The sequence below is a fragment of the Paenarthrobacter aurescens genome (assembly GCF_041549525.1).
Classification (GTDB): Bacteria; Actinomycetota; Actinomycetes; order Actinomycetales; family Micrococcaceae; genus Arthrobacter; species Arthrobacter aurescens.
This window is the reverse complement of the sequence record NZ_CP157456.1, coordinates 3,230,967-3,249,774: the sequence shown is the minus strand read 5'-3', so window position 1 is coordinate 3,249,774 and position 18,808 is coordinate 3,230,967. Positions and strand designations below refer to the sequence as shown.

Sequence of the window (18,808 nt, the reverse complement as noted above, 5' to 3'; positions counted from 1 at the left end):
CGACGGCTGAATTGGAGTTGGCCGAAGGGACCAGCGTAGGCGCTTCACATGCTGGTTCACCTGGTTGCGCGCAAGCAGGAATCGATAGCATTCCGACACAGAGAACTAAAGTGCTTAGAACTAGACGTCGCCGATTACTCACTGTCCCCCCAAACGATTAAGCGAAACCTAGCGGGCGTCAACGGCTTGGATGCTGCGAACCATTCGGATGTCCGTGTAAAGGACAAACAATTCCTGGGTCTTTTCGTCGGAGTCGGAAACGGGACCCGACATGGCGATGCCGATCAAGTTGTCTTCGTGGATAGCGACGGCGGCGTTGTTCTGTTGATACCGGGAATCGGTCAGCGCTGCGGTCCAGAATTTCTCACGCCATGAAGGGAGCGCCGGATCGTCCAGAACCTCATCGTCCATCAAACCCCGGTACGTTTCGCGCCAGGTATCAACGTGAACTCTGGCCATGCTGAAAGCGTCGGCAGGCTCGGCACTACGCACCTCAAAGTTGATCGTCATTGCTCAACGGTACAGGCGAAATAGCCTTCAATTGGGCGAGTACCGAATGGAAAATCGAGGGGGCTGCCTGTAGCCAAGTCCGGAGCAACCTCCGTGATCTAGTCGTAGAGGATGACCGCTGTGAATATGCCAGGGCCGTCCCGGAAGCAAGGATTGAACGGGGCTAGACTGTGCGGGTCAGGACGGATTGGGGGATTCCGTGCGAGTTGTTGTCGCCGTTCCGCTGGTCGGTCGCAGCAGCGAACTGAGGACACGGAGTGAACTTCTTTGATGACTTCCCCAAGCCCGAACCCACGGAACGCGGTAAGAGCCCAAAATTTGTACCGCCACCTTGGATGGGCCCTCCGCAGGACGAGCTGCCCGCTGTGTTGCACATAGGGCAGTTCCTATATCGCAGTCCCACACGCGTTCTTGTGGTCAAGAGCGCTGAAATTTACGCCACGGGTTGTTCGTTCCAGCTGGCGTGGATCATTCGGCGGGGTGAGGAGAGCGACGAAAAGTGGACCACTCTTCACGCATCGGTTTTCCAGCACGGTCCCGGCATGGGACCCACCAGCGCGGACGTGCAGTTGCTGTTCGGCGTTCAGCTCCCGGATCACACCAGCGCCAGGACGGGCATTTTTGGCTGGGGTGCTCTTATGAATCACCAGCATCAGCCCAAAGCTCCAGCGCTGACGTTCCGCGGTGGTGGTGGCAGCGGCAATGACGACGAAGTCTCGGCCTCAGGCAACCTGTGGCTTTGGCCGCTGCCGCCTGACGGGGAAATCCGGCTGTTGGCGCAGTGGAAGGGGCTCGGCATTGAGGAGTGCTCCATAACAATTGACGGCCGCAACTTCAGCGCTGCCGCCGCCCGCGCGCAGAACTTCTGGTCGTAAGGCAGGAAGAGCGCGCACGACGGCGTTGCTGCCGCCGGCCATCGTCTCTAAAGCCGCCGGCCGTCCGGCGTCGTTTCAACACCCGCCACCGCGGAAACCGGCCGACATCCGGCACAGCAGGCGTCCGGCGTCGTGCTTTCAGCTTTGGTGGTTAGCGTTACCGCAAGTGCTGAGGTGTTGGGTACGTCGGTGGGTGCGCAGCACGTCTCGCCCCGCCAGGCGTTGATGCCTTCACGGATGGCGATGCCGGCTATCACCAAAGCGGCTCCAGCGTCGGCCCACCACCAGCCCAGCGTGCTGTTGAGCACCAAGCCGATCAGCAGCACGGCGGACAGGTAGGTGCAAAGGAGTGTCTGCTTGGAATCGGCGACGGCGGTTCTTGAGCCGAGCTCGCGTCCGGCCTTGCGCTGTGCCCAGGACAGTACGGGCATGATGGCCAGGCTCAGGGCGGCGATGATTATTCCGGGGGTGGAGTGTTGGGCTTCTCCGGCTCCTGTGAGGGAGCGGACGGCGTCGAACGCTACGAATGCGGCCAGGGCAAAGAATGAAAGGGCGATGATCCGCAGGGTCAGGTGCTCGCGTCGCTCGGGGTCTTTGCTCGAAAACTGCCAGGACAGGGCTAACGCGGATGTCACTTCGATGATCGAATCGAGTCCAAACCCGATCAGCGCAGACGAGTCTGCAACGCCGCCGGCCCATAAAGCCACGGCAGCCTCAATGACGTTGTAGCTGATGGTGGCGGCCGCGAAGATTCGGATGCGGCGCATCAGCAGGAGCCGTCGGCCGGGGGAGACCGGCTTTATCAGGGTGCTCATGCGTGGCATGTCCCGTCAGGTGCGCAGCAAGCGGGGTCCACAGCGAGGACCACGCCCATCAGGTCCTTGATGGCGTGACCAAGCCGGGGGTCCGCGAGCTCGTACCGGGTGCGCCTGCCATCCGGGGCAGCAACCACCAGCCCGCACCCGCGAAGGCAGGTTAGGTGATTGGACATGCTCTGCCGGGATACGCCCATGGTATCCGCCAGATCAGACGGGTAGGACGGCGATTCGGCAAGGGTCAACAGAACCTGGGCTCGGGTGGGATCAGAAATGGCGTAGCCAAAACGGGCCAGCACGGGTGCCTGGGTGAGAGCTTCCATGAATTCGATAGTACATCCGCAGATGTATTCACCGAAAGATGTACTCAGAACTGAGCCGGACAATGAAGGTGTGGCGTCAGGGCACGAACCGGTAGCCCATGCCCGGCTCGGTGATCAGGTGCCGGGGGTTGCCTGGCTCGCTTTCGAGTTTGCGCCGAAGCTGAGCCATGTAAACCCGGAGATAGTTGGCTTCCTTGGCGTACGCCGGTCCCCAGACCTCTGTGAGGAGCTGCTGTTGGGTGATGAGCTTGTCCGGATTTCGGAGCAGGATGTCCAGAATGTTCCATTCCGTGGGAGTCATCCGGACATCCTGACCGGACTTTGTGATCTGCCTTTTTGCCAGATCCACGGAGAAAGAACTGGTTACCACCGTGGTGACCTCGTCCATGGGTTCGCTGGTCCGGCGTAACAACACACGCAACCGTGCCAGGAGTTCGTCCAGTCCGAACGGCTTGGTGATGTAGTCATCGGCCCCGGCATCCAAAGCCTCCACTTTGTCGTCGGAGCCGTGCCGGGCGGACAGTACAAGGATGGGGAGGGAACTCCATTCGCGCAAGGACACAATGACTGAGGTGCCGTCCATGTCCGGCAGCCCCAAATCCAAAACCATCACGGAGATGGGCCGCTGTGCAGCCGCACGAAGGGCTGACGCTCCATCATTTGCTGTCACTACCGCGTACCCCTGCGCCTTCAGGGTAATGGCAAGAGCCCTGACGATGTGGGGATCGTCATCCACCACCAAAATTGAGTTCACTAAGGGCCTTTCGGAGCTGGCAGTGCAGAAGCAGGTGCTGCAATACGGTGGGACGCATTGGATGCTGGTGCTGAGGAGAGTGGTGCTCCCGGGGAGCGAGCCGGACCTGTTGATAGGGGCAACCGGATGAGCATGGTAAGCCCACCACCTGGTGTTTCTTCAGCGGTGAGTGTGCCACCCATGGCCTCAGTAAATCCTTGAGCAACCGCCAGACCCAAACCTACCCCCGCGGCTGCCGGGACGTCGTCGAGCCTTTGAAAAGGTTGGAACATCCTCAGGACGTTGCTGGCCGGCACCCCTTGTCCATGGTCGATGATGCGCAGTTCACCAGCGGGCCTGCCGTCCAACGTTGTTGTGCTGAAGCCGCCCGTGGCACCGGCAATCACCACCTCAGAATCCGGGGCGTACTTCACCGCGTTTTCCACGATGTTGGCGATGACCCTTTCGAGCATCCCAGAATCGGCGTCTACTTCTGGCATGTTGGGTGGCAGGTCCACCCGGACCCGCCCAGCCGGTACGCCGTGCAGGGCGGCTGGTATGACGTTGTACCAACGGAGAGGCTTGATCAGGGCGTTGACGGAATCCGAGGTAATGCGGGACATGTCCAGGAGATTGCCCACCAAGCCATCCAAACGATCAGAACACTCATCAATGGTGGCCAGGAGTTCCTCTTCCTCTTGCTCCGTGTAGCGGGCACCCGGCTGACGCAACCCTCCAACGGCCAGCTTGATACCCGCCAGCGGTGTACGCAGGTCATGGGACACAGCCCGGAGGATGGAAGTGCGCATGGTGTTGCTCTCGGCCAGCCGTGTCACTTCGCGTCGGGTAGCAGCCAGTTGACGGCGTTCGAGCAGCGCGGAAAGGTGTGCGCCGAAGGCTCCCAGGAGCCGGCGGTCGCTGGCCGGGAGTACACGGCCGGTAAGGACCAGCCGTGTGTGGCTATCCACCTGTTCAATGTTCTCCTCCGGCGGGACACCTGTCACGGAACCGGAAGTGTCCGGCACGGAACCCGCAGTGTCCGTCACGGAATCCGCAGTGCCCGCCGCAGCCACCAGCTGCCAGCCCGCCGGGGCCGAGGACGGGCGAGCTTGCTGCTCGCCCCCAACGGAGGACACATAGAGGGCCGCACGCTGGACCTGGAAAACTTCAAGTGCCTGTTTCAAGAGATCCTGCACGGGGTCATCAGCTGTGGAAGCTCCCCGCGTGAGCTCAGCCAAAGTGGTTGCTTCCGAACGGGCACGTGCTGCCTCCTTGGACCGCCGTGCAGAGAGGTCCACCACCATGGCAACAGCACAGGAGACGCCGGCAAACACCAAAATGGCGAGCAGGTTCTGCGGATCACTGATGGTCAGGGTCCCCAACGGTGGGACGGAGAAATAGTTCACCAGGAGGCTGCTCCACACCGCAGCCAGAAGCGCAGGCCACAAACCGCCCACCAAAGCCACCGCAACGGAGCCGGAGAGCTGGACCAAAACGGCCGTAGCAATGTTGTGCGACGGCGCAGCGGCAAGGAGCAACTGCAGCAGCACGGGAACCACTATGGCCATAGCGAATCCAAGGAACACCCGCCCACGCCCAAGGTCCCTCTTTCGCGTGCGCCCCATGCCACGTCCACCCAGAGGGTGGGAGACCATGTGAACGTCAATATCACCGGACCCCCGGACCACACGACTCCCAACACCCCCTGCGATGAGCGTGGCAGGGAACTTGTGCCGCGAAACCCCCACCACAATCTGGGTGGCGTTAACACTTCTGGCGAAGTCCAGCAGCGCCTTGGCAGGATCCTCACCGGACACCGTGTGGTAGCTGCCGCCCAGGTCCTTAAGCAAGGTGCGCTGGGCCTCCAAATCCTGCGGCGACTCAGCGGCCACCCCATCAGCCGCACGGACATGGACGGCCAGGAGGTCGCCGCCGTTCACCCGCTTGAGGATCCGGGCCGCCCGCCTGATCAGAACTTCTCCCTCCGCACCCCCTGTAAGGCCGATGACAATGCGCTCACGGGCAGGCCAACTTTCTTCGATGCGGTTTTCCGCCCGGTAGCGGGCCAGCCCTTCGTCCACGCGGTCGGCAAGCCAGAGGAGTGCCAGTTCTCTGAGTGCCGTGAGGTTTCCCATGCGGAAGTAGTTGGACAGCGCGGCATCGATCTTGTCCGCCTCGTAGATCTTTCCATCGCCCAGGCGTTGCCGGAGCAGCTCGGGGGAGATGTCCACCAGGTGAATCTGATCGGCGCGCCGCACTACGTCGTCCGGGACTGTTTCGGCCTGTTTCACATCCGTGATGGCACTGACAACGTCGCCCAGGGATGCCAGGTGCTGAACATTGACGGTGGAGAGGACGTTGATCCCGGCGTTGAGCAGTTCTTCTACGTCCTGCCAGCGTTTCTGGTTGCGGCTCCCGGGAACGTTGGTGTGGGCGTATTCGTCCACGATCGCCGTGCCGGGACGCCTGGCCAATACTGCTTCCAGGTCCATCTCTTCGAAGACGCTTTCCCGGTATTCCATTGACCGGGGCGGAACCGTCTCCAGTCCGTGGGTCAGCTCAAGGGTGTCAGCGCGGCCGTGGTGCATGGCGAACGCCACCACCACATCTTCGCCGCGGCCGGTGAGCCTGTGTGCTTCTTCGAGCATGGCGTAGGTTTTGCCTACGCCTGGTGCAGCCCCCAGAAAGATTCTCAGTGTTGCCCGCGCCATATCCTCATTCTTCCACTCCGAAACCTTTGCTAACGGCGGTCTGCGGCCAGGTGCGCGAGGTCAAGATTCAGCAGTGTCACGTTGACTGAAGGTTGGCCGAAAAACGCTTCAAGACCGGTGCTGGTCTGCTTGTCCACCAGGTCCTGGACGGCGCTGGTGCTGAGTCCATGCGCGGTGGAGACGCGCGGCACTTGGAGGTTTGCGTAGTCCTTGGAGATGTGGGGATCCAGTCCTGATCCGCTGCTGGTGAGGGCATCGGCGGGAACCTTGCCGGGGCTGACGCCCTCCGACGCCGCCACTGCTGCACGGTTGCCGGTTACGGCTTCGAGGAGTTTGGGATCGTTGGGTCCGAGGTTGCTGGCGGAGGATGAGCTTGGGTCCCATGTGACCGCTGATGGCCGGGCGTGGAACCACTGTGGGCTCTGCGTTCCGGAGTCGTCCGCAGCCGCCTGCACTATGAGTGCGGACGCCGCAGCCTGCCCGGAGGAGTCTTTCACTATGGATCCGTTGGCTTGGAACGGCGCGGCAAGCTGTCCTGCGCCGAACACCGCCAGGGGGTAGAGCAACCCCAGCACAATGGTTGCCAGCAGCAGGAACCGTGCTGCGGTGCCTGCCTGACGGAGGTATCCGGAAATGGTGTTCATGAGTGGCTCCTAGCCGATTCCTGGGATGAGTGACAACACCAGGTCAATGAGTTTGATGCCGAGGAAGGGGGCTATGAGTCCTCCCAATCCGTAGAGCAGTAGGTTCCGGCCCAGGGCTTGATTGGCGGACACGGCCCGGTATTTCACGCCGCGCAGTGCCAGGGGAACCAACACAATGATGATGAGCGCATTGAAGATCACGGCGGACAGAATGGCCGACGCCGGACTGGCCAGCCCCATGATGTTCAGCAAACCGAGCCCCGGGAATGCTGCCGTGAAAAGGGCCGGGACAATGGCGAAGTACTTGGCAACATCGTTGGCTACGGAGAACGTGGTGAGGGCGCCGCGGGTGATCAGCAGCTGCTTGCCGATCCCCACTATGTTGATCAGTTTGGTGGGATCAGAATCGAGGTCCACCATGTTCGCAGCTTCTTTGGCTGCGGGCGTCCCGGAGTTCATGGCCACTCCAACGTCCGCGGCTGCAAGTGCCGGAGCATCGTTGGTGCCGTCGCCGGTCATGGCTACCAGGCGCCCTTCACCCTGTTCCCGCCGGATGACGTCCAACTTGTCCTCGGGCGTGGCTTCTGCCACGAAGTCGTCCACGCCGGCTTCGGCCGCGATCGCTTTGGCCGTCACCGGGTTATCGCCGGTGATCATCACTGTGCGGATACCCATTTTGCGCAGCTCGGCGAAGCGGTCCTTCATGCCGGGCTTCACCACATCGGCAAGGTGCACGGTTCCCAAAACCCGGGCGCCGCCGTCGTGCGTGTGCTCGGCTACCAGCAGCGGCGTGCCGCCTTGGGCTGAAATTTCCTGGACGCGGCGCTGGACTTCGGCGGGGAGGCGACCTCCGGCGTCGGTGACAAAGTTCCCGACGGCGGACGCCGCACCTTTGCGGATGAGGCGCCCGTCCAGGTCCACGCCGCTCATGCGGGTGCTGGCGGTGAACTCCACAATGGTGATGTCCGTGGAGGTATCGCGGAGCCCGGCGAGGTCAGGGCCATCCATGCCGCGGGCGCTGGCGAGCTCCACAATGGAACGGCCTTCCGGAGTTTCGTCGGCCAAACTGGAGAGCCGGGCGGCGGCGATGAGCTGGTCCTGTTCCACCCCGTTGGCGGGGAAGAAGTTGACTGCCCGCCGGTTTCCGTAGGTGATGGTGCCGGTCTTGTCCAACAAAAGAGTGGTGATGTCGCCGGCTGTTTCCACTGCGCGGCCGGAGGTTGCCAGGACGTTGTGTTGAACCAGCCGGTCCATGCCTGCGATCCCGATTGCCGGTACCAAGGCCCCAATGGTGGTGGGTATCAGGCAGACCAGCAGCGCCACCAAAACGATGGGGGAGGGCGTGGCATCTGCCAGCGATGCGAAGGGTGCCAGGGCCATGGTGACCACCAGGAACACGATTGTCAGTGAAACCAGCAACACGTGGAGCGCGATCTCGTTGGGGGTCTTTTGGCGGACGGCTCCTTCCACCAGCTTGATCATCCTGTCGATGAACGTTTCGCCGGGCTCGGCCGTGATGCGGACAACGATCCTGTCTGAGAGCACCTTGGTGCCGCCGGTTACGGATGATCGGTCGCCGCCGGATTCCCTGATCACCGGGGCTGATTCGCCGGTGATGGTGGACTCGTCCACGCTGGCCAGGCCTTCAATGATTTCGCCGTCGGAGGGGATGACGTCCCCGGCCTGGCATATAACCACATCGTTGAGCCTCAGATCGGTGCCCGGCACTTCCCGGGTGGTTCCATCCTCCAACCTGAGCTTTGCTGTGACGCCTTGGCGGCTTTCCCGGAGACTGTCTGCTTGAGCTTTTCCGCGGCCTTCGGCGATGGCCTCGGAGAGGGTGCCGAACAGGACCGTGAGCCATAGCCAGGCAGTGACGGCGATTCCGAAAACGTCCGGTTTCACAATGCTGATAATCGTGCACGCGGCTGCCCCCACCAGGACCACGAACATCACGGGGGAGTGGACCATTTGCCGTGGATCCAGCTTTTGGAAGGCCACCGGGAGTGCTGCCTTGAGGGTGGCGGCATTGAGTTTGGCCGGTGCTTTGCTGTGGTGCTTGTGTGGTTCCGGCGAAGGAACACCCTCAGGTGCCCCTGACGGGATGCCGCCGTGAGTGAGGTCTTTGGACTCCGCGGCCGGAGCCGTGCTGGAGTTGGTCATTTGATGAGTCCTTCTGCGAGGGGGCCCAGGGCAAGGGCGGGGAAGTAGCTGAGGGCGGTGAGGATCACCGTCACGCCCAGGAGAAGCGAGCCGAAGAGCGGGCCGTGGGTGGGTACGGTTCCGGAGGAAACGGGCACTCTCCGTTGCCGCGCCAGTGATCCTGCCAGGGCAAGGACCAAAGCTATGGGGAGGAAGCGGCCCAACAGCATGGCCAGTCCCAGCAGCGTGGAGAGGTAGGGACCGGAACTGGTGATGCCGCCGAATGCTGAGCCGTTGTTGTTGGCGCCGGAGGTGAACGCATACAGCAGCTCGCTGAACTGGTGCGGTCCCGAGGCCGGTGCGTTTGCCATCACGTCCGGGAGGAGAGCTGAGATTCCGGCGAGCACCAGCACCAAGGTGGGGGTCACCAGGATGTACAGGGCCGCGAGCTTCATTTCACGTGGGGTGATCTTTTTCCCCAGGAATTCCGGCGTCCTGCCCACCATCAGCCCGGCGATGAAAACTGCAATGATGGCCAGCATCAGCATTCCGTAAAGGCCGGAGCCGGTTCCGCCGGGAGCCACTTCGCCGAGCATCATGTTCAGCATGGCAACGCCGCCGGCCAGCGGGGGCAGGGAATCGTGGGCAACGTTGACGGCGCCGGTGGACGTCAGCGTTGTGGAGGCCGCGAAGATTGAACTCGCCACGGGGCCGAGCCGCTGTTCAAAGCCTTCACCCAATCCGCCGGCCTCTGCCGTGGCCACTCCTTGCGCGGAGGACACTGCCCACGCCATCAAACACGTGGACGTCAACCAGAGTGCGCCCATGACGCCTGCAACGGTGTATCCCTGGCGCTGGTCTCCCACCATTCGCCCGTACATGTAGGGCAGGGCAGAGGGAATGAGGAGGATGAGGAACACCTGGAACAGGCTGGTGAAGACGTTCGGGTTCTCCAAGGGGTGCGCGGAGTTGGCGTTGAAGTAGCCGCCGCCGTTGGTGCCAAGAACTTTGATGGCTTCCTGTGAGGCCACGGGACCGCCGGGAATCGTCTGGCTGACACCCGTGGCCGCGTTGGTGACCTCTGTGGACCAGAAGTTCTGCACGACGCCGCCAATCACCAAGGCGATAGCGGCCACCGTTGCGATGGGGAGCAGGATACGGAACGAAGCCCGGGCAAGGTCCACCCAGAAGTTGCCCAGGCGGTCCGTCGCGGTGCGGGAAATACCGCGGATCAAGGCCACCACCACAACAATTCCGACGGCGGCGGAGAGGAAGTTCTGTACGGCCAGCAGGCACATCTGGACGAAGATGCCCACAGTGGCCTCGGGTACGTACGTTTGCCAGTTGGTGTTGGTGACAAAGGAGATGGCCGTGTTCATGGCTACCCAGGGATCCACGCCGGGCAGGGAATTGCTGCCGGGCAATACGCCCTGCAGTCGCTGCAGGGCGAAGATCACCAGGATGGAGATCAGGGAGAAGAGCAGAACGCTGCGCAGATATACAGACCAGCTCTGCTCAGTTCCCGAGTCCACACCCGCAAGGCGGTAGAGGATTTTTTCAGGCCTGGAGTGTTTGGTGTTGGTGAAAACCCGGGCCATGTACAAACCCAAAGGCTTGTGAAGCAGCGCCAGCGCCAGCACCAGAACGGCTACCTGGGTGATGAAAGATGCAGTACTGAAAACCACCCTCTGTCACCACTTTTCCGGGTTGAGCAGCACGGCCACCAGATACCCGGCAACGGCCAAACCCAGAATGAACAGGCTGACCCACATGATGGCATCGGCGTTCATCGCCCACTCACCGGGCCTTCGCCGTCCACCATTTTGCCCAAGAGGTGGGCAACCCACATCACCATTCCCATGCTCAGCATAAGAATCACCACAACAGCCACGTCGGCCACTGGAACGTCCTTTCATCAGGGCCCCTTTTCAGGGCCGATGACAGTCAACTCCTGCTAACCCGGCGAAAAGCGTTTCCTTACGGTTCCTTAATGCCTACGACCCAAATCTTGATGCGCTCTTAACGGCCGGCGTTAAGGAATCATCAAGAAATGTCTCATTCCCCACTGGCGGCAGCTCAGCGGTGCTAATTTCGGCACGGGTGGGACGCTACAGGGCTGCCCGGAAAGGGAACCAGTGATCAGACATCCTTGGCTGGAGGTCAGATGACGCGCGCCCCGGAAAAGCTGCCCGCAGCCGAACGTTCCCTGCTCCGCCACAACCCAGTCCTGCAGTCAATTGGCCGGGAAGGCGAACGGCTGAAGACTGCGCTGCTGCACCCGGTCCGTTCAGTCCCGTTGGCGTTCCTGGCCGTGATTATCCTGGGCGCGCTCATTTTGATGCTGCCCATATCGCGAACCGGTGAGGGCGAAGATGTTGTCACAACGGCCTTCTTCACAGCCGTCTCCTCTGTTTGCGTCACCGGCCTGATCACCGTGGACACTGCCACATACTGGACTCCATTCGGTCACGCTGTGATTCTGGGGCTTATCCAGGTGGGAGGGTTCGGGATCATGTCCCTGGCAACCCTGCTGGCCCTGTTCGTCCGCAAAACAATTGGCCTGCGTGGGCAACTCGTGGCTCAATCCGAGACCCACACGTTGAACTTCGGTGACGTTAAGTCCGTGCTGTTCAGGGTCCTGAAGATCATGGTCTTCTTCGAGGCAGCGACGGCGCTTGTCCTCACGGCACGTTTTTGGGTGGCCTATGACAACAACATCCTGGGGACGGCTCTTTGGCACGGCATGTTCCATGCAGTGTCCGCCTTCAACAACGCAGGTTTCGCGCTGTATAGCGACAACCTTATCGGCTTCGCCGAGGACCCCTGGATTATCGTTCCCATCTGCGCAGCCATCATCGCCGGTGGTCTTGGTTTCCCTGTGATCATCCAATTGATGAGGGACCCCCTGAGGTTCAGGAACTGGACCATTCATCTCCGGCTGACCGTTTATGGTTCTTTGCTGCTGCTGACTGGGGGCATAGCGCTGTTCGCCGCCTTTGAATGGAACCGTGCCGAGACCCTCGGCCCGCTGAGTTTCGGGGGAAAGATCCTGGGATCGTTGGCTGGTGGTGTGTTTCCCAGGACGGCTGGCTTCAACAGCATCGACTACGGTGTAGCTACGCCTGAGACGCTCATGGTCACCAACGTTCTGATGTTCATTGGTGGCGGCAGCGCAGGAACCGCTGGCGGCATCAAGATCACCACCTTCCTGGTGCTGGGATTCGCCATTTGGAATGAAGTCCGCGGACGCGAGCAGGTGACCATTGCACACCGTTCCATCAGTTCCTCCACCCAGCGCCAGGCTCTTACCGTTGCCCTGCTGGGCGTCGGCGCCGTGATCCTCGGGACGATGCTGCTTCTGATCACCACCGATTACAGTCTTGAGAAAGTGCTCTTCGAAACCATCTCCGCGTTCGGAACAGTGGGACTGAGCACGGGAATCACGTACAACCTGCCGCCCACTGCCGAATGGGTACTGATGGCCTTGATGTTCACCGGCCGCATTGGCACCATCACCGTTGCGTCAGCCATCGCATTGGCATCACGGCCGAGGTTGTTCCAACTCCCGGAGGAGCGGCCAATTATTGGCTGAATATTTTCCGGCTCAGTTGTCCTGAAACAGTAGGCTTCCGGCATTCAACCCCGGAATCACAAGGAAAAAGGCCGACGCAGCAAGTAGCCGGCTCTCGGATAAGGCCGAAAGACGAGTACCTACTACTCGTGTTCAGGCACTAGGCGCTGGACTTTACTGATCTCAGCGGCTCAGGAACGACCTCCAATAAACCCCCAATAGTTGGCGGTTGGACGAACCGCAGGGCCGGGGCCGGACAAGGTACCCAAATACAATTGTCCGGCCCCTTCGCCCTAACAAGGGGGCCTCAGATGGTGCTGAGCGTGTGGACGCGATCGTCCAATTCGGAGTTCCAGATTTGGTCTTCGTGCTCTTGAATGTGCATCCGGATATCCCACGCGCAGGATCTGTTTCTCCTTGCTGCTGCTTCCTCAGTGACGGGTGCCGGGAGGGAAGCCTCCCACTCTACGAGTTCCTTTGTCAGCCGCAGCCTGGTAACGGTGCGGATCATCTTGTCCACTGCAAGATTGAAGTAGACGCCGTTGGGATCCACATCGAAGGGGTAGAGGCCTTGCTCTTTGTAGATCCGTCGGATTGCCGCCATCTGCTTGCGGTTGGGATAGAAGGACTCATAAGCGGACGAATCATCAGCCCGCCTCCATTGCAGGATCATGAAGGCTGCCGTGTATTCGCGGACAGCCAATGGTGATTCCAACAACGTGGGCGTCGCCCTAACGCTGATGCTGGTGCTGCCAGTCCCACCCGATGCGTGTGTAGGTGAGGCGAGGATACCGAGTTCTTCCAGGCCTTCACTGAGGGACGCGCGCACTGGGTAGCTGCTATAGCGCTTTAGACACTCTTCGAACTCTTTCACGGCCTGGTCCCACGGGGTCGGCTTGGTGTAGGGCTCAAATCCTGTCACCGGGAAGACCTCGTCTGGGTTTGGGTTCGCAGAACCCGAAGGGTAGAGGGCATTGCCGATGACGGGGTCCTCAACCCGGGGAACACTGATGTCCTCACGTCCCGCCCTCGCCTCGGCCAGCGTGTACTTCTTCTCGTCCGAGCTCTTTCCTTCGAAAAGTAGCTCCACGATGAATGCCCGTCCGTTGGGGACGTAGAAGTCCTCCTCGAAGGGATCCAGTCCCAAGTTGCGGCAGATGTTAACCAACGTCTCGTGGGGGAAACTATCCAGGGGCCGCGGCGCCGAATATTGCTCGACGTTTTCGAAGTCGTAGGGCTCTCCACCGTGACTGAATTTCCATGGTTCGGAGTGATAGAGACTCAGCGACCTCCGAAAACCGGCTTCATCGTAGACCGTCAGATCACGGCCTCCCCAACGTCCCCGGGCCATTTCGGTGGCCATACGTTTCATGTTCTTGGGTTCGTCGTTGACCTCAATGGTGGGAATTCCCTTGGCCTCAGAAAGGTGGTGACGCAGCGGGTGATGAAAATGCTCGTCACGAATTGAGTTTTGCATGACAGCGGTCCACTCAGGGTTTGCCGTCTCCAGAAGCAGCCACCGCTTCCCATAACCTAGGGGCAAGAGCTTACTGAGCAGCTCGGTCAAAGTGCCCTGATGCTCGGTGACGCCAATGCCGTCACGCGCCTGATGGTTGCTGCGCTGGACCCACTTACGCCACTCGACGGCGGCCTGGTCCACCGGCCTTTTAACGAACCCGATCCTGTTGGTCACGGGCGCCCATTCGCCGCCAAGCAGGAGCTTGGCAGCCAATTTTTGGGCAGGGCTTTGGCGCGGTGGCATGGTTCGTTTCCTGTTCCTGAAAATCGGGGTTCCCGTAAAGCGTCCCACAACCGACTTCGCATAGACGTTAGCGCCCCACGGAAGCAGAAACCAGGAGTAAGAGAATGGCTGGATGTGACGGTGCGCACTGCTACATTATTCTCGATGGGGGCACACAAGAGTTCCTACTGCACTCTGAACTGGAGCCCTTATGAGCCTTCAAGTACCTCGCCCAGGCGACCTGCCTGCATCCACGGTCTCCGTGGAACACGACCCAAGTAAAACCCGCAAAGCGCGAACATCCATCGGCGTCGGCCTCGTTATATTTTCAGTGGTCACTGCAGCGGGTTTCGTCTGGCTCTACTCAACTTATGGGTCGGAGCTGGAAGCCCTCACCGATGCTGAACGATCAGAACAGGTGGGCTATATTGCTCTCAATATTCTCTACTTCCTAGCCTTGGCTGGCGTCGGAATCTGGAACATTGTTGCTCGACGAAGCACATCCAAGCTTCCGCTCATTGCCGCGCTTGTCCTTTCAGGCTTGGCGCTGACATTCACTGCCGTCAACATGTTCGACTACGCCACCACCAGCGGCCGGATCCCTGGTCTCTTCATGCTGATTCTCATCGTGGGGATTGTGGTCCAGGCGATCAAGCTTTTGTTGGCAAAGCGTGCCTGAGGACATCAAGCGACCTCGCTTCCTGACCGTTGAGCAGGTGGCTGAGGAACTCAACGTGTCCGTGAGCCAGATCAGGGCGTCGCTCAAGTCCGGTGACCTGCGGGGCATCCAGATTGGGGGCCGGAACGTGTGGCGTATTGCTGTTACCGACGTGGAAGACTACATCGCTGAGGCTTACAGGCAGACTGCAGAGCGAATCGCCGCCGGCGAGTTGGCTGAGTAAGTACCGGATTGATCCCCGTAGCGAGTCACCAGATGTCCCAAACAACCCCAGCGAACCAGTCCGCCGTGTTGGAACTGGCTTCTTCATCGCCTAACGGTTCCAGAATGCACAACAGGGTGCGCGCGTATCTTGTCCCGGAATTTTCCAAGTGCGTGGACATCTCGAACTGATCCAGATAATCCCAGCATCGTTCCTTGAGTGATTCCAGAGTAGCCGGAGTTCCCTTGCCGGACGTCCAGTAGGCGTCAACTGTGGCTATGAACGGCTCTAGTTCCTTTGGCGGAGAAAGTTCTTTGATGAAGTGCAGCAGCACCAGCATCAAGCCTTTCCACGGGTCTGTTCCACGCGCGTCGGCTACCTGTTGAGCTGCAAACCGGAGTTGGAGTGAATCCATCGGCGCCACGAGATCAGAGAGCCCGGGGTCTCGTGGGATTCCGGTGATCTTGCTCAGTTCTGTATCGACGATCTCCACGGCCGCGGGATCACCGTCGTAGTAGTCCTCCCAGAAGCCCGGCACGAGCCAGCTGGGCGGTGCGAATGCCAGTGTGCCACCCTCACGGATGCGGGCCTCCCACGTCTCCGGCACACTTCCATCCACAGTGATGAAGGCCCTTGAGTCGAACCAGGCAAGGCTACGACCGTCATCGGTCAGAAGCTGCAGATTAACACCGCGGCCCGGATGAGCAAGCAGCGAGACCACGTGGTATTCAGCGTCGATCGTCAACCATGAACCTGGGTCTCTTGTTCCTTGTCCGTCATGGGTGAGGAACGGGCTGTATATGACTTTCATGGCCGTCCGCCTTTTTGTGGGACAGCGAGCCGGCACAGCAGCTGTTCCTGTTCATCGTCAGGCATCGGCAAGGTCGCCTGTTCGGCCCAGAGCACGGTTCCCACGCCGCAGAGCCGGAGACCCTCGTACATTCGGAGCTCATCATCGGGCAGAACCTCAGACCACGCTGGTACGGCCTCCGGGAAGAGCGGCACTATGACTGCGCGCACTGACTCGCCTGGGTGAAGGTTTGCACGAGAGAAGCCCAGCACGGGAGCTGCAGTCTGCTCACCGTCGGGCCAACCTGGCAGACCCCAGTTCGGCCGGTAAGTGAATCTACGTTCTGGTGAACTGCCGCCGGGCAAAGGGTGGTGCCGTCCGGTGTCCGGCAACAGCTGCAAATCGATGGCAACCGCCCAGGTAGTTGTCGGACTCATTGCCACAGCCTATCCGGCCGTTCCTTGGTCTTACATGCCGCCGACCTGGAGCGTGACGGCATCGCGTTTCCTTCACCCGGGAAGTGTTATCGCAAGGATGACCCGCACGTACCGCCTAAGGACTACCCAAGTGACCACCTGGGGGTGACGCGGACGGAACCCCAAACACGCGAGGCTGGATGCGTGGGGCGCAACGTGTGCCCTGGGAGAGGCACGGTTGAGGAAGTCTGTTAGGAAGTTGCTCGTGGGGATCACCGTGGTTGGTGCTGTGCTGGCGATCGGGTTAGGCACCACCACCGTTGTGAATGCGGTGGCGACTGAGGGGGAGAGTCACCGGATCGAGTCCTACGGGCAAAGAGTGGCTGTGGACGGCGGCAAGATGAATGTCCTTATCACCGGGGCGGGGCAGGAGAACGTGGTGCTTCTGCCTGGGTTTGGCACCGCGTCCCCGGTGCTGGATTTCGGGCCGCTGGTCCGGGATCTGGCCACCGACCATCGGGTGATTGTGGTGGAGCCCTTCGGTTATGGCCTGAGCGATGGCACTGAGAAGGAACGGACCACGGAGAACATCGTGCAGGAAGTTCACGGTGCACTCGAGGCGCTGGATGTTGACCGCTACACCCTGATGGGTCACTCCATCGCCGGCATCTACGGCATCGAGTACGCCGCCCGCTACCCGGAGGAGGTGACCGCGTTCGTGGGTATCGATACGTCCGTCCCCGGACAGCCGGGCATGGACACCGAGTACCCCACGGGTCTGATGCTGGCAGCGAAGAACCTGGGCCTGCTCCGACTCATGACTGCTGCCTCCTCCGCGAGCGACACCGTGGCCTACACAGATCATGCCCGTGAGCAGATGCAGATGCTCGCCAACAGGAACTCCCTTTCACCCACCTACTTGAACGAGATGGGCCATATCAAGAGCAACTTCCAGAACGCATTGGGCACAACCTTCCCGAAGGACTTGCCGCTGCTGCTGTTCGTTGTTGCGGAGAACAAGCAGACCCCGGAGTGGCTCGAACTGCACCACCGCCAGGCCGCGAGCGTCACCAACGGCACCGTGGTTCCTCTACCCGGCGAGCACTACCTCCACCACACGCACGCGGATGAGGTCGCGGATGGGTTCAGGGATTGGGAGGGGGTGCGTGGTTAGCACGCACCTTCCGGCCTGGGGCGGGGCGAGCGTACGCTGGGCCCATGGAGTCCGAGATCAGGACCGTCTCCTTGAACACCGGGATCAGCGTGCCCTGTTTTGTGCAAGGCAATCTTGAACAAACAGCCGACGACGGCGGTGCGCCACTGCTGCTATTGCATGCGTGGGGCGAATCCTGGCGGAGTTTCGATCGCCTTATTGACTCACTTCCGACGTTCGTGATTGTGGCTCCTGACCTGCGAGGTCATGGTGGTGCGGACAAGCCGGCAAACGGCTATTCGCTGCACGAAATCGCTGAGGACGTCTTTGCTCTAATGAATGCCATAGGCGTCAAACAAGCTCACGTCCTGGGCTCGTCCAGCGGTGGTTATGTTGCCCAGCAACTCGCTGTCGATCGTCCGAATCTTGTTGCATCCCTGACGTTGGTGGGTGCACCGCTGAGCCTGCATGGGAAGCCACCATTTGCAGACGAAGTCGAGCTGCTCACGGAGCCCATCTCGGAAAGGTGGATGCGCGAGTCTCTATCTTGGTACAGGTTGCTTCACCCTGTGCCGACTTCCTACATCGATGATCGAGTAAGAGACGGTCTCGCTATGCCGGCGTCGATTTGGAAGGCTTCCCTGAGGGGTTTCTACGAGGCCGTTCCTCCCACCGAAGCCGGAGATATTTCCGTTCCAACCCTTATGCTCTGTGGAGCCTTCGATCACTTGGTGCCGCGGCAGCATCAAGAAACCCTGGCTTGCCGCATCAATGGCGCACGATTGAAGATCTACGAGGACACCGGTCATCTGGTTCTTTGGGAGTGTCCGGAGCGAGTGGCAGAGGACGTGACAACCTTCCTGGGCGAGCTATCTAAGCGACCGTGAGTTCGGGAAACGTTCACTTGTGCAGTCGCAAAGCAACCAGTGTGATTCTCTATGACCATGACATCCTTCCGAGAACCGACAACTCCGACTGGTGAATCGGCGGAGCTGGGTCCGCGCCCTATGAGCAGACGGAACGAAACCCGAGTCGACTGGATGGTGGGCGGCGGTCGGGTTCTGCTCGGTTACGCAGTACTTGCGCCAGTTTTTGTCGTGCTGGCTGCCGGAGGCGGAGGCGGTCCCCTTGGGGTTCTTTTTGCTTTAGGTTTCTTCCCCGCGCTGACAATAGTGTTGACGTCCTTAGCCGGGTGGCCCGTGCGCCGAATACCTAGAATTCGGCATTGGTGGATCAATCATGGCGAGATTGCCATGCTCGGTCTGATTTTCAGCGTTGGACTGACCCTGTATGGCTACGCCATGGGATACGACGTAACAGTTATGGATCCGGAGCTTTCCGCTCCCATCACTATTTACCAACCTGAGTGGGCCTACTCCCTGCCCGGCTGGTTCATGACCTCGTTCTTCGCAACGCACATGTGGATCCCTCCGCGTTGGAAAAAGCGGAAAGCGACGACATAACTCGCAGCCTCAGACCCATTACGGAACTGTCTCGCTCCAA

General features: G+C 60.5%; 19 protein-coding genes. 7 read left to right on the top strand and 12 right to left on the bottom strand.

The window, feature by feature from the left end:
* Window positions 1–168 precede the first annotated feature (168 nt).
* Window positions 169–510 carry a hypothetical protein gene (locus tag ABI796_RS15040; protein WP_141281371.1) on the bottom strand — a complete coding sequence of 114 codons (342 nt, stop codon included), beginning with the start codon at window positions 508–510 and terminating at the stop codon, window positions 169–171.
* Window positions 511–767: 257 nt separating this feature from the next.
* Here ABI796_RS15040 and ABI796_RS15035 point away from each other — a divergent pair, with 257 nt between their 5' ends.
* Entirely contained in the window at window positions 768–1,385 is a 618-nt protein-coding gene (locus tag ABI796_RS15035) for a hypothetical protein (protein WP_141281372.1), read from the top strand.
* 47 nt (window positions 1,386–1,432) lie between these two features.
* Here ABI796_RS15035 and ABI796_RS15030 read toward each other — a convergent pair whose 3' ends face one another.
* The 8 genes from ABI796_RS15030 to ABI796_RS14995 form a co-directional block, all read right to left on the bottom strand.
* Entirely contained in the window at window positions 1,433–2,200 is a 768-nt protein-coding gene (locus ABI796_RS15030) for a cation transporter (protein ID WP_141281374.1), read from the bottom strand.
* Window positions 2,197–2,523 (bottom strand): helix-turn-helix transcriptional regulator, encoded by a 327-nt coding sequence (locus ABI796_RS15025; RefSeq protein ID WP_141281376.1) that lies wholly within the window; start codon window positions 2,521–2,523, stop codon window positions 2,197–2,199. Before ABI796_RS15025 ends, ABI796_RS15030 begins: the two co-directional genes overlap by 4 nt.
* 76 nt (window positions 2,524–2,599) lie before the next feature.
* Window positions 2,600–3,277: a response regulator gene (locus tag ABI796_RS15020; protein WP_141281378.1), complete on the bottom strand. Its 678-nt coding sequence runs from the start codon at window positions 3,275–3,277 to the stop codon at window positions 2,600–2,602.
* Complete coding sequence (locus tag ABI796_RS15015; RefSeq protein ID WP_141281380.1) at window positions 3,277–5,967, bottom strand: DUF4118 domain-containing protein; 2,691 nt, start codon at window positions 5,965–5,967, stop codon at window positions 3,277–3,279. The genes ABI796_RS15020 and ABI796_RS15015 overlap by 1 nt, the downstream gene beginning before the upstream one ends.
* A 29-nt stretch (window positions 5,968–5,996) precedes the next feature.
* Window positions 5,997–6,611, bottom strand: coding sequence for a potassium-transporting ATPase subunit C (locus tag ABI796_RS15010; protein ID WP_141281382.1), 615 nt, complete (start codon window positions 6,609–6,611; stop codon window positions 5,997–5,999).
* Window positions 6,612–6,620: 9 nt separating this feature from the next.
* Complete coding sequence (gene kdpB / locus ABI796_RS15005; RefSeq protein ID WP_141281384.1) at window positions 6,621–8,774, bottom strand: potassium-transporting ATPase subunit KdpB; 2,154 nt, start codon at window positions 8,772–8,774, stop codon at window positions 6,621–6,623.
* A complete protein-coding gene (gene kdpA, locus ABI796_RS15000; RefSeq protein ID WP_141281386.1) occupies window positions 8,771–10,438 on the bottom strand; it encodes a potassium-transporting ATPase subunit KdpA in 1,668 nt (555 codons plus the stop codon). The genes kdpB and kdpA overlap by 4 nt, the downstream gene beginning before the upstream one ends.
* Window positions 10,439–10,444: 6 nt before the next feature.
* Complete coding sequence (locus ABI796_RS14995; protein WP_141281388.1) at window positions 10,445–10,543, bottom strand: potassium-transporting ATPase subunit F; 99 nt, start codon at window positions 10,541–10,543, stop codon at window positions 10,445–10,447.
* A gap of 374 nt (window positions 10,544–10,917) precedes the next feature.
* Here ABI796_RS14995 and ABI796_RS14990 point away from each other — a divergent pair, with 374 nt between their 5' ends.
* Entirely contained in the window at window positions 10,918–12,345 is a 1,428-nt protein-coding gene (locus ABI796_RS14990; protein ID WP_141281390.1) for a TrkH family potassium uptake protein, read from the top strand.
* A gap of 286 nt (window positions 12,346–12,631) precedes the next feature.
* On the opposite strand, the gene ABI796_RS14985 is transcribed toward ABI796_RS14990, so the two are convergent.
* Window positions 12,632–14,086, bottom strand: coding sequence for a hypothetical protein (locus ABI796_RS14985; RefSeq protein WP_141281392.1), 1,455 nt, complete (start codon window positions 14,084–14,086; stop codon window positions 12,632–12,634).
* 190 nt (window positions 14,087–14,276) lie between these two features.
* On the opposite strand from ABI796_RS14985, the gene ABI796_RS14980 reads away from it, so the two are divergent.
* Together ABI796_RS14980 and ABI796_RS14975 are read left to right on the top strand one after the other, a co-directional pair.
* On the top strand, window positions 14,277–14,744 hold the full coding sequence (locus tag ABI796_RS14980) for a hypothetical protein (RefSeq protein WP_141281394.1): 468 nt from the start codon (window positions 14,277–14,279) through the stop codon (window positions 14,742–14,744).
* Window positions 14,737–14,967 (top strand): helix-turn-helix domain-containing protein, encoded by a 231-nt coding sequence (locus ABI796_RS14975; RefSeq protein ID WP_141281396.1) that lies wholly within the window; start codon window positions 14,737–14,739, stop codon window positions 14,965–14,967. The genes ABI796_RS14980 and ABI796_RS14975 overlap by 8 nt, the downstream gene beginning before the upstream one ends.
* A gap of 25 nt (window positions 14,968–14,992) precedes the next feature.
* Here ABI796_RS14975 and ABI796_RS14970 read toward each other — a convergent pair whose 3' ends face one another.
* Complete coding sequence (locus ABI796_RS14970) at window positions 14,993–15,757, bottom strand: hypothetical protein (RefSeq protein WP_141281398.1); 765 nt, start codon at window positions 15,755–15,757, stop codon at window positions 14,993–14,995.
* Window positions 15,754–16,173, bottom strand: coding sequence for a hypothetical protein (locus ABI796_RS14965; protein ID WP_141281400.1), 420 nt, complete (start codon window positions 16,171–16,173; stop codon window positions 15,754–15,756). The genes ABI796_RS14970 and ABI796_RS14965 overlap by 4 nt, the downstream gene beginning before the upstream one ends.
* Window positions 16,174–16,417: 244 nt before the next feature.
* Here ABI796_RS14965 and ABI796_RS14960 point away from each other — a divergent pair, with 244 nt between their 5' ends.
* From ABI796_RS14960 to ABI796_RS14950, 3 genes are all read left to right on the top strand, one after another.
* Window positions 16,418–17,326, top strand: coding sequence for an alpha/beta fold hydrolase (locus tag ABI796_RS14960; RefSeq protein WP_141281402.1), 909 nt, complete (start codon window positions 16,418–16,420; stop codon window positions 17,324–17,326).
* 44 nt (window positions 17,327–17,370) lie between these two features.
* Window positions 17,371–18,192 carry an alpha/beta fold hydrolase gene (locus tag ABI796_RS14955; RefSeq protein WP_141281404.1) on the top strand — a complete coding sequence of 274 codons (822 nt, stop codon included), beginning with the start codon at window positions 17,371–17,373 and terminating at the stop codon, window positions 18,190–18,192.
* Window positions 18,193–18,558: 366 nt separating this feature from the next.
* Window positions 18,559–18,768: a hypothetical protein gene (locus ABI796_RS14950; RefSeq protein ID WP_141281406.1), complete on the top strand. Its 210-nt coding sequence runs from the start codon at window positions 18,559–18,561 to the stop codon at window positions 18,766–18,768.
* Window positions 18,769–18,808: the final 40 nt, after the last annotated feature.

Excerpts from the sequence above, each read along its gene's own strand:
- ABI796_RS15040 (WP_141281371.1), bottom strand. The coding sequence starts at position 510 with ATGACGATCAACTTTGAGGTGCGTAGTGCCGAGCCTGCCGACGCTTTC.
- ABI796_RS15030 (WP_141281374.1), bottom strand. The coding sequence starts at position 2,200 with ATGAGCACCCTGATAAAGCCGGTCTCCCCCGGCCGACGGCTCCTGCTG.
- ABI796_RS15025 (WP_141281376.1), bottom strand. The coding sequence starts at position 2,523 with ATGGAAGCTCTCACCCAGGCACCCGTGCTGGCCCGTTTTGGCTACGCC.
- ABI796_RS15015 (WP_141281380.1), bottom strand. The coding sequence starts at position 5,967 with ATGGCGCGGGCAACACTGAGAATCTTTCTGGGGGCTGCACCAGGCGTA.
- ABI796_RS15010 (WP_141281382.1), bottom strand. The coding sequence starts at position 6,611 with ATGAACACCATTTCCGGATACCTCCGTCAGGCAGGCACCGCAGCACGG.
- kdpB (WP_141281384.1), bottom strand. The coding sequence starts at position 8,774 with ATGACCAACTCCAGCACGGCTCCGGCCGCGGAGTCCAAAGACCTCACT.
- ABI796_RS14995 (WP_141281388.1), bottom strand. The coding sequence starts at position 10,543 with ATGAACGCCGATGCCATCATGTGGGTCAGCCTGTTCATTCTGGGTTTG.
- ABI796_RS14990 (WP_141281390.1), top strand. The coding sequence starts at position 10,918 with ATGACGCGCGCCCCGGAAAAGCTGCCCGCAGCCGAACGTTCCCTGCTC.
- ABI796_RS14985 (WP_141281392.1), bottom strand. The coding sequence starts at position 14,086 with ATGCCACCGCGCCAAAGCCCTGCCCAAAAATTGGCTGCCAAGCTCCTG.
- ABI796_RS14980 (WP_141281394.1), top strand. The coding sequence starts at position 14,277 with ATGAGCCTTCAAGTACCTCGCCCAGGCGACCTGCCTGCATCCACGGTC.
- ABI796_RS14970 (WP_141281398.1), bottom strand. The coding sequence starts at position 15,757 with ATGAAAGTCATATACAGCCCGTTCCTCACCCATGACGGACAAGGAACA.
- ABI796_RS14965 (WP_141281400.1), bottom strand. The coding sequence starts at position 16,173 with ATGAGTCCGACAACTACCTGGGCGGTTGCCATCGATTTGCAGCTGTTG.
- ABI796_RS14955 (WP_141281404.1), top strand. The coding sequence starts at position 17,371 with ATGGAGTCCGAGATCAGGACCGTCTCCTTGAACACCGGGATCAGCGTG.
- ABI796_RS14950 (WP_141281406.1), top strand. The coding sequence starts at position 18,559 with ATGCTCGGTCTGATTTTCAGCGTTGGACTGACCCTGTATGGCTACGCC.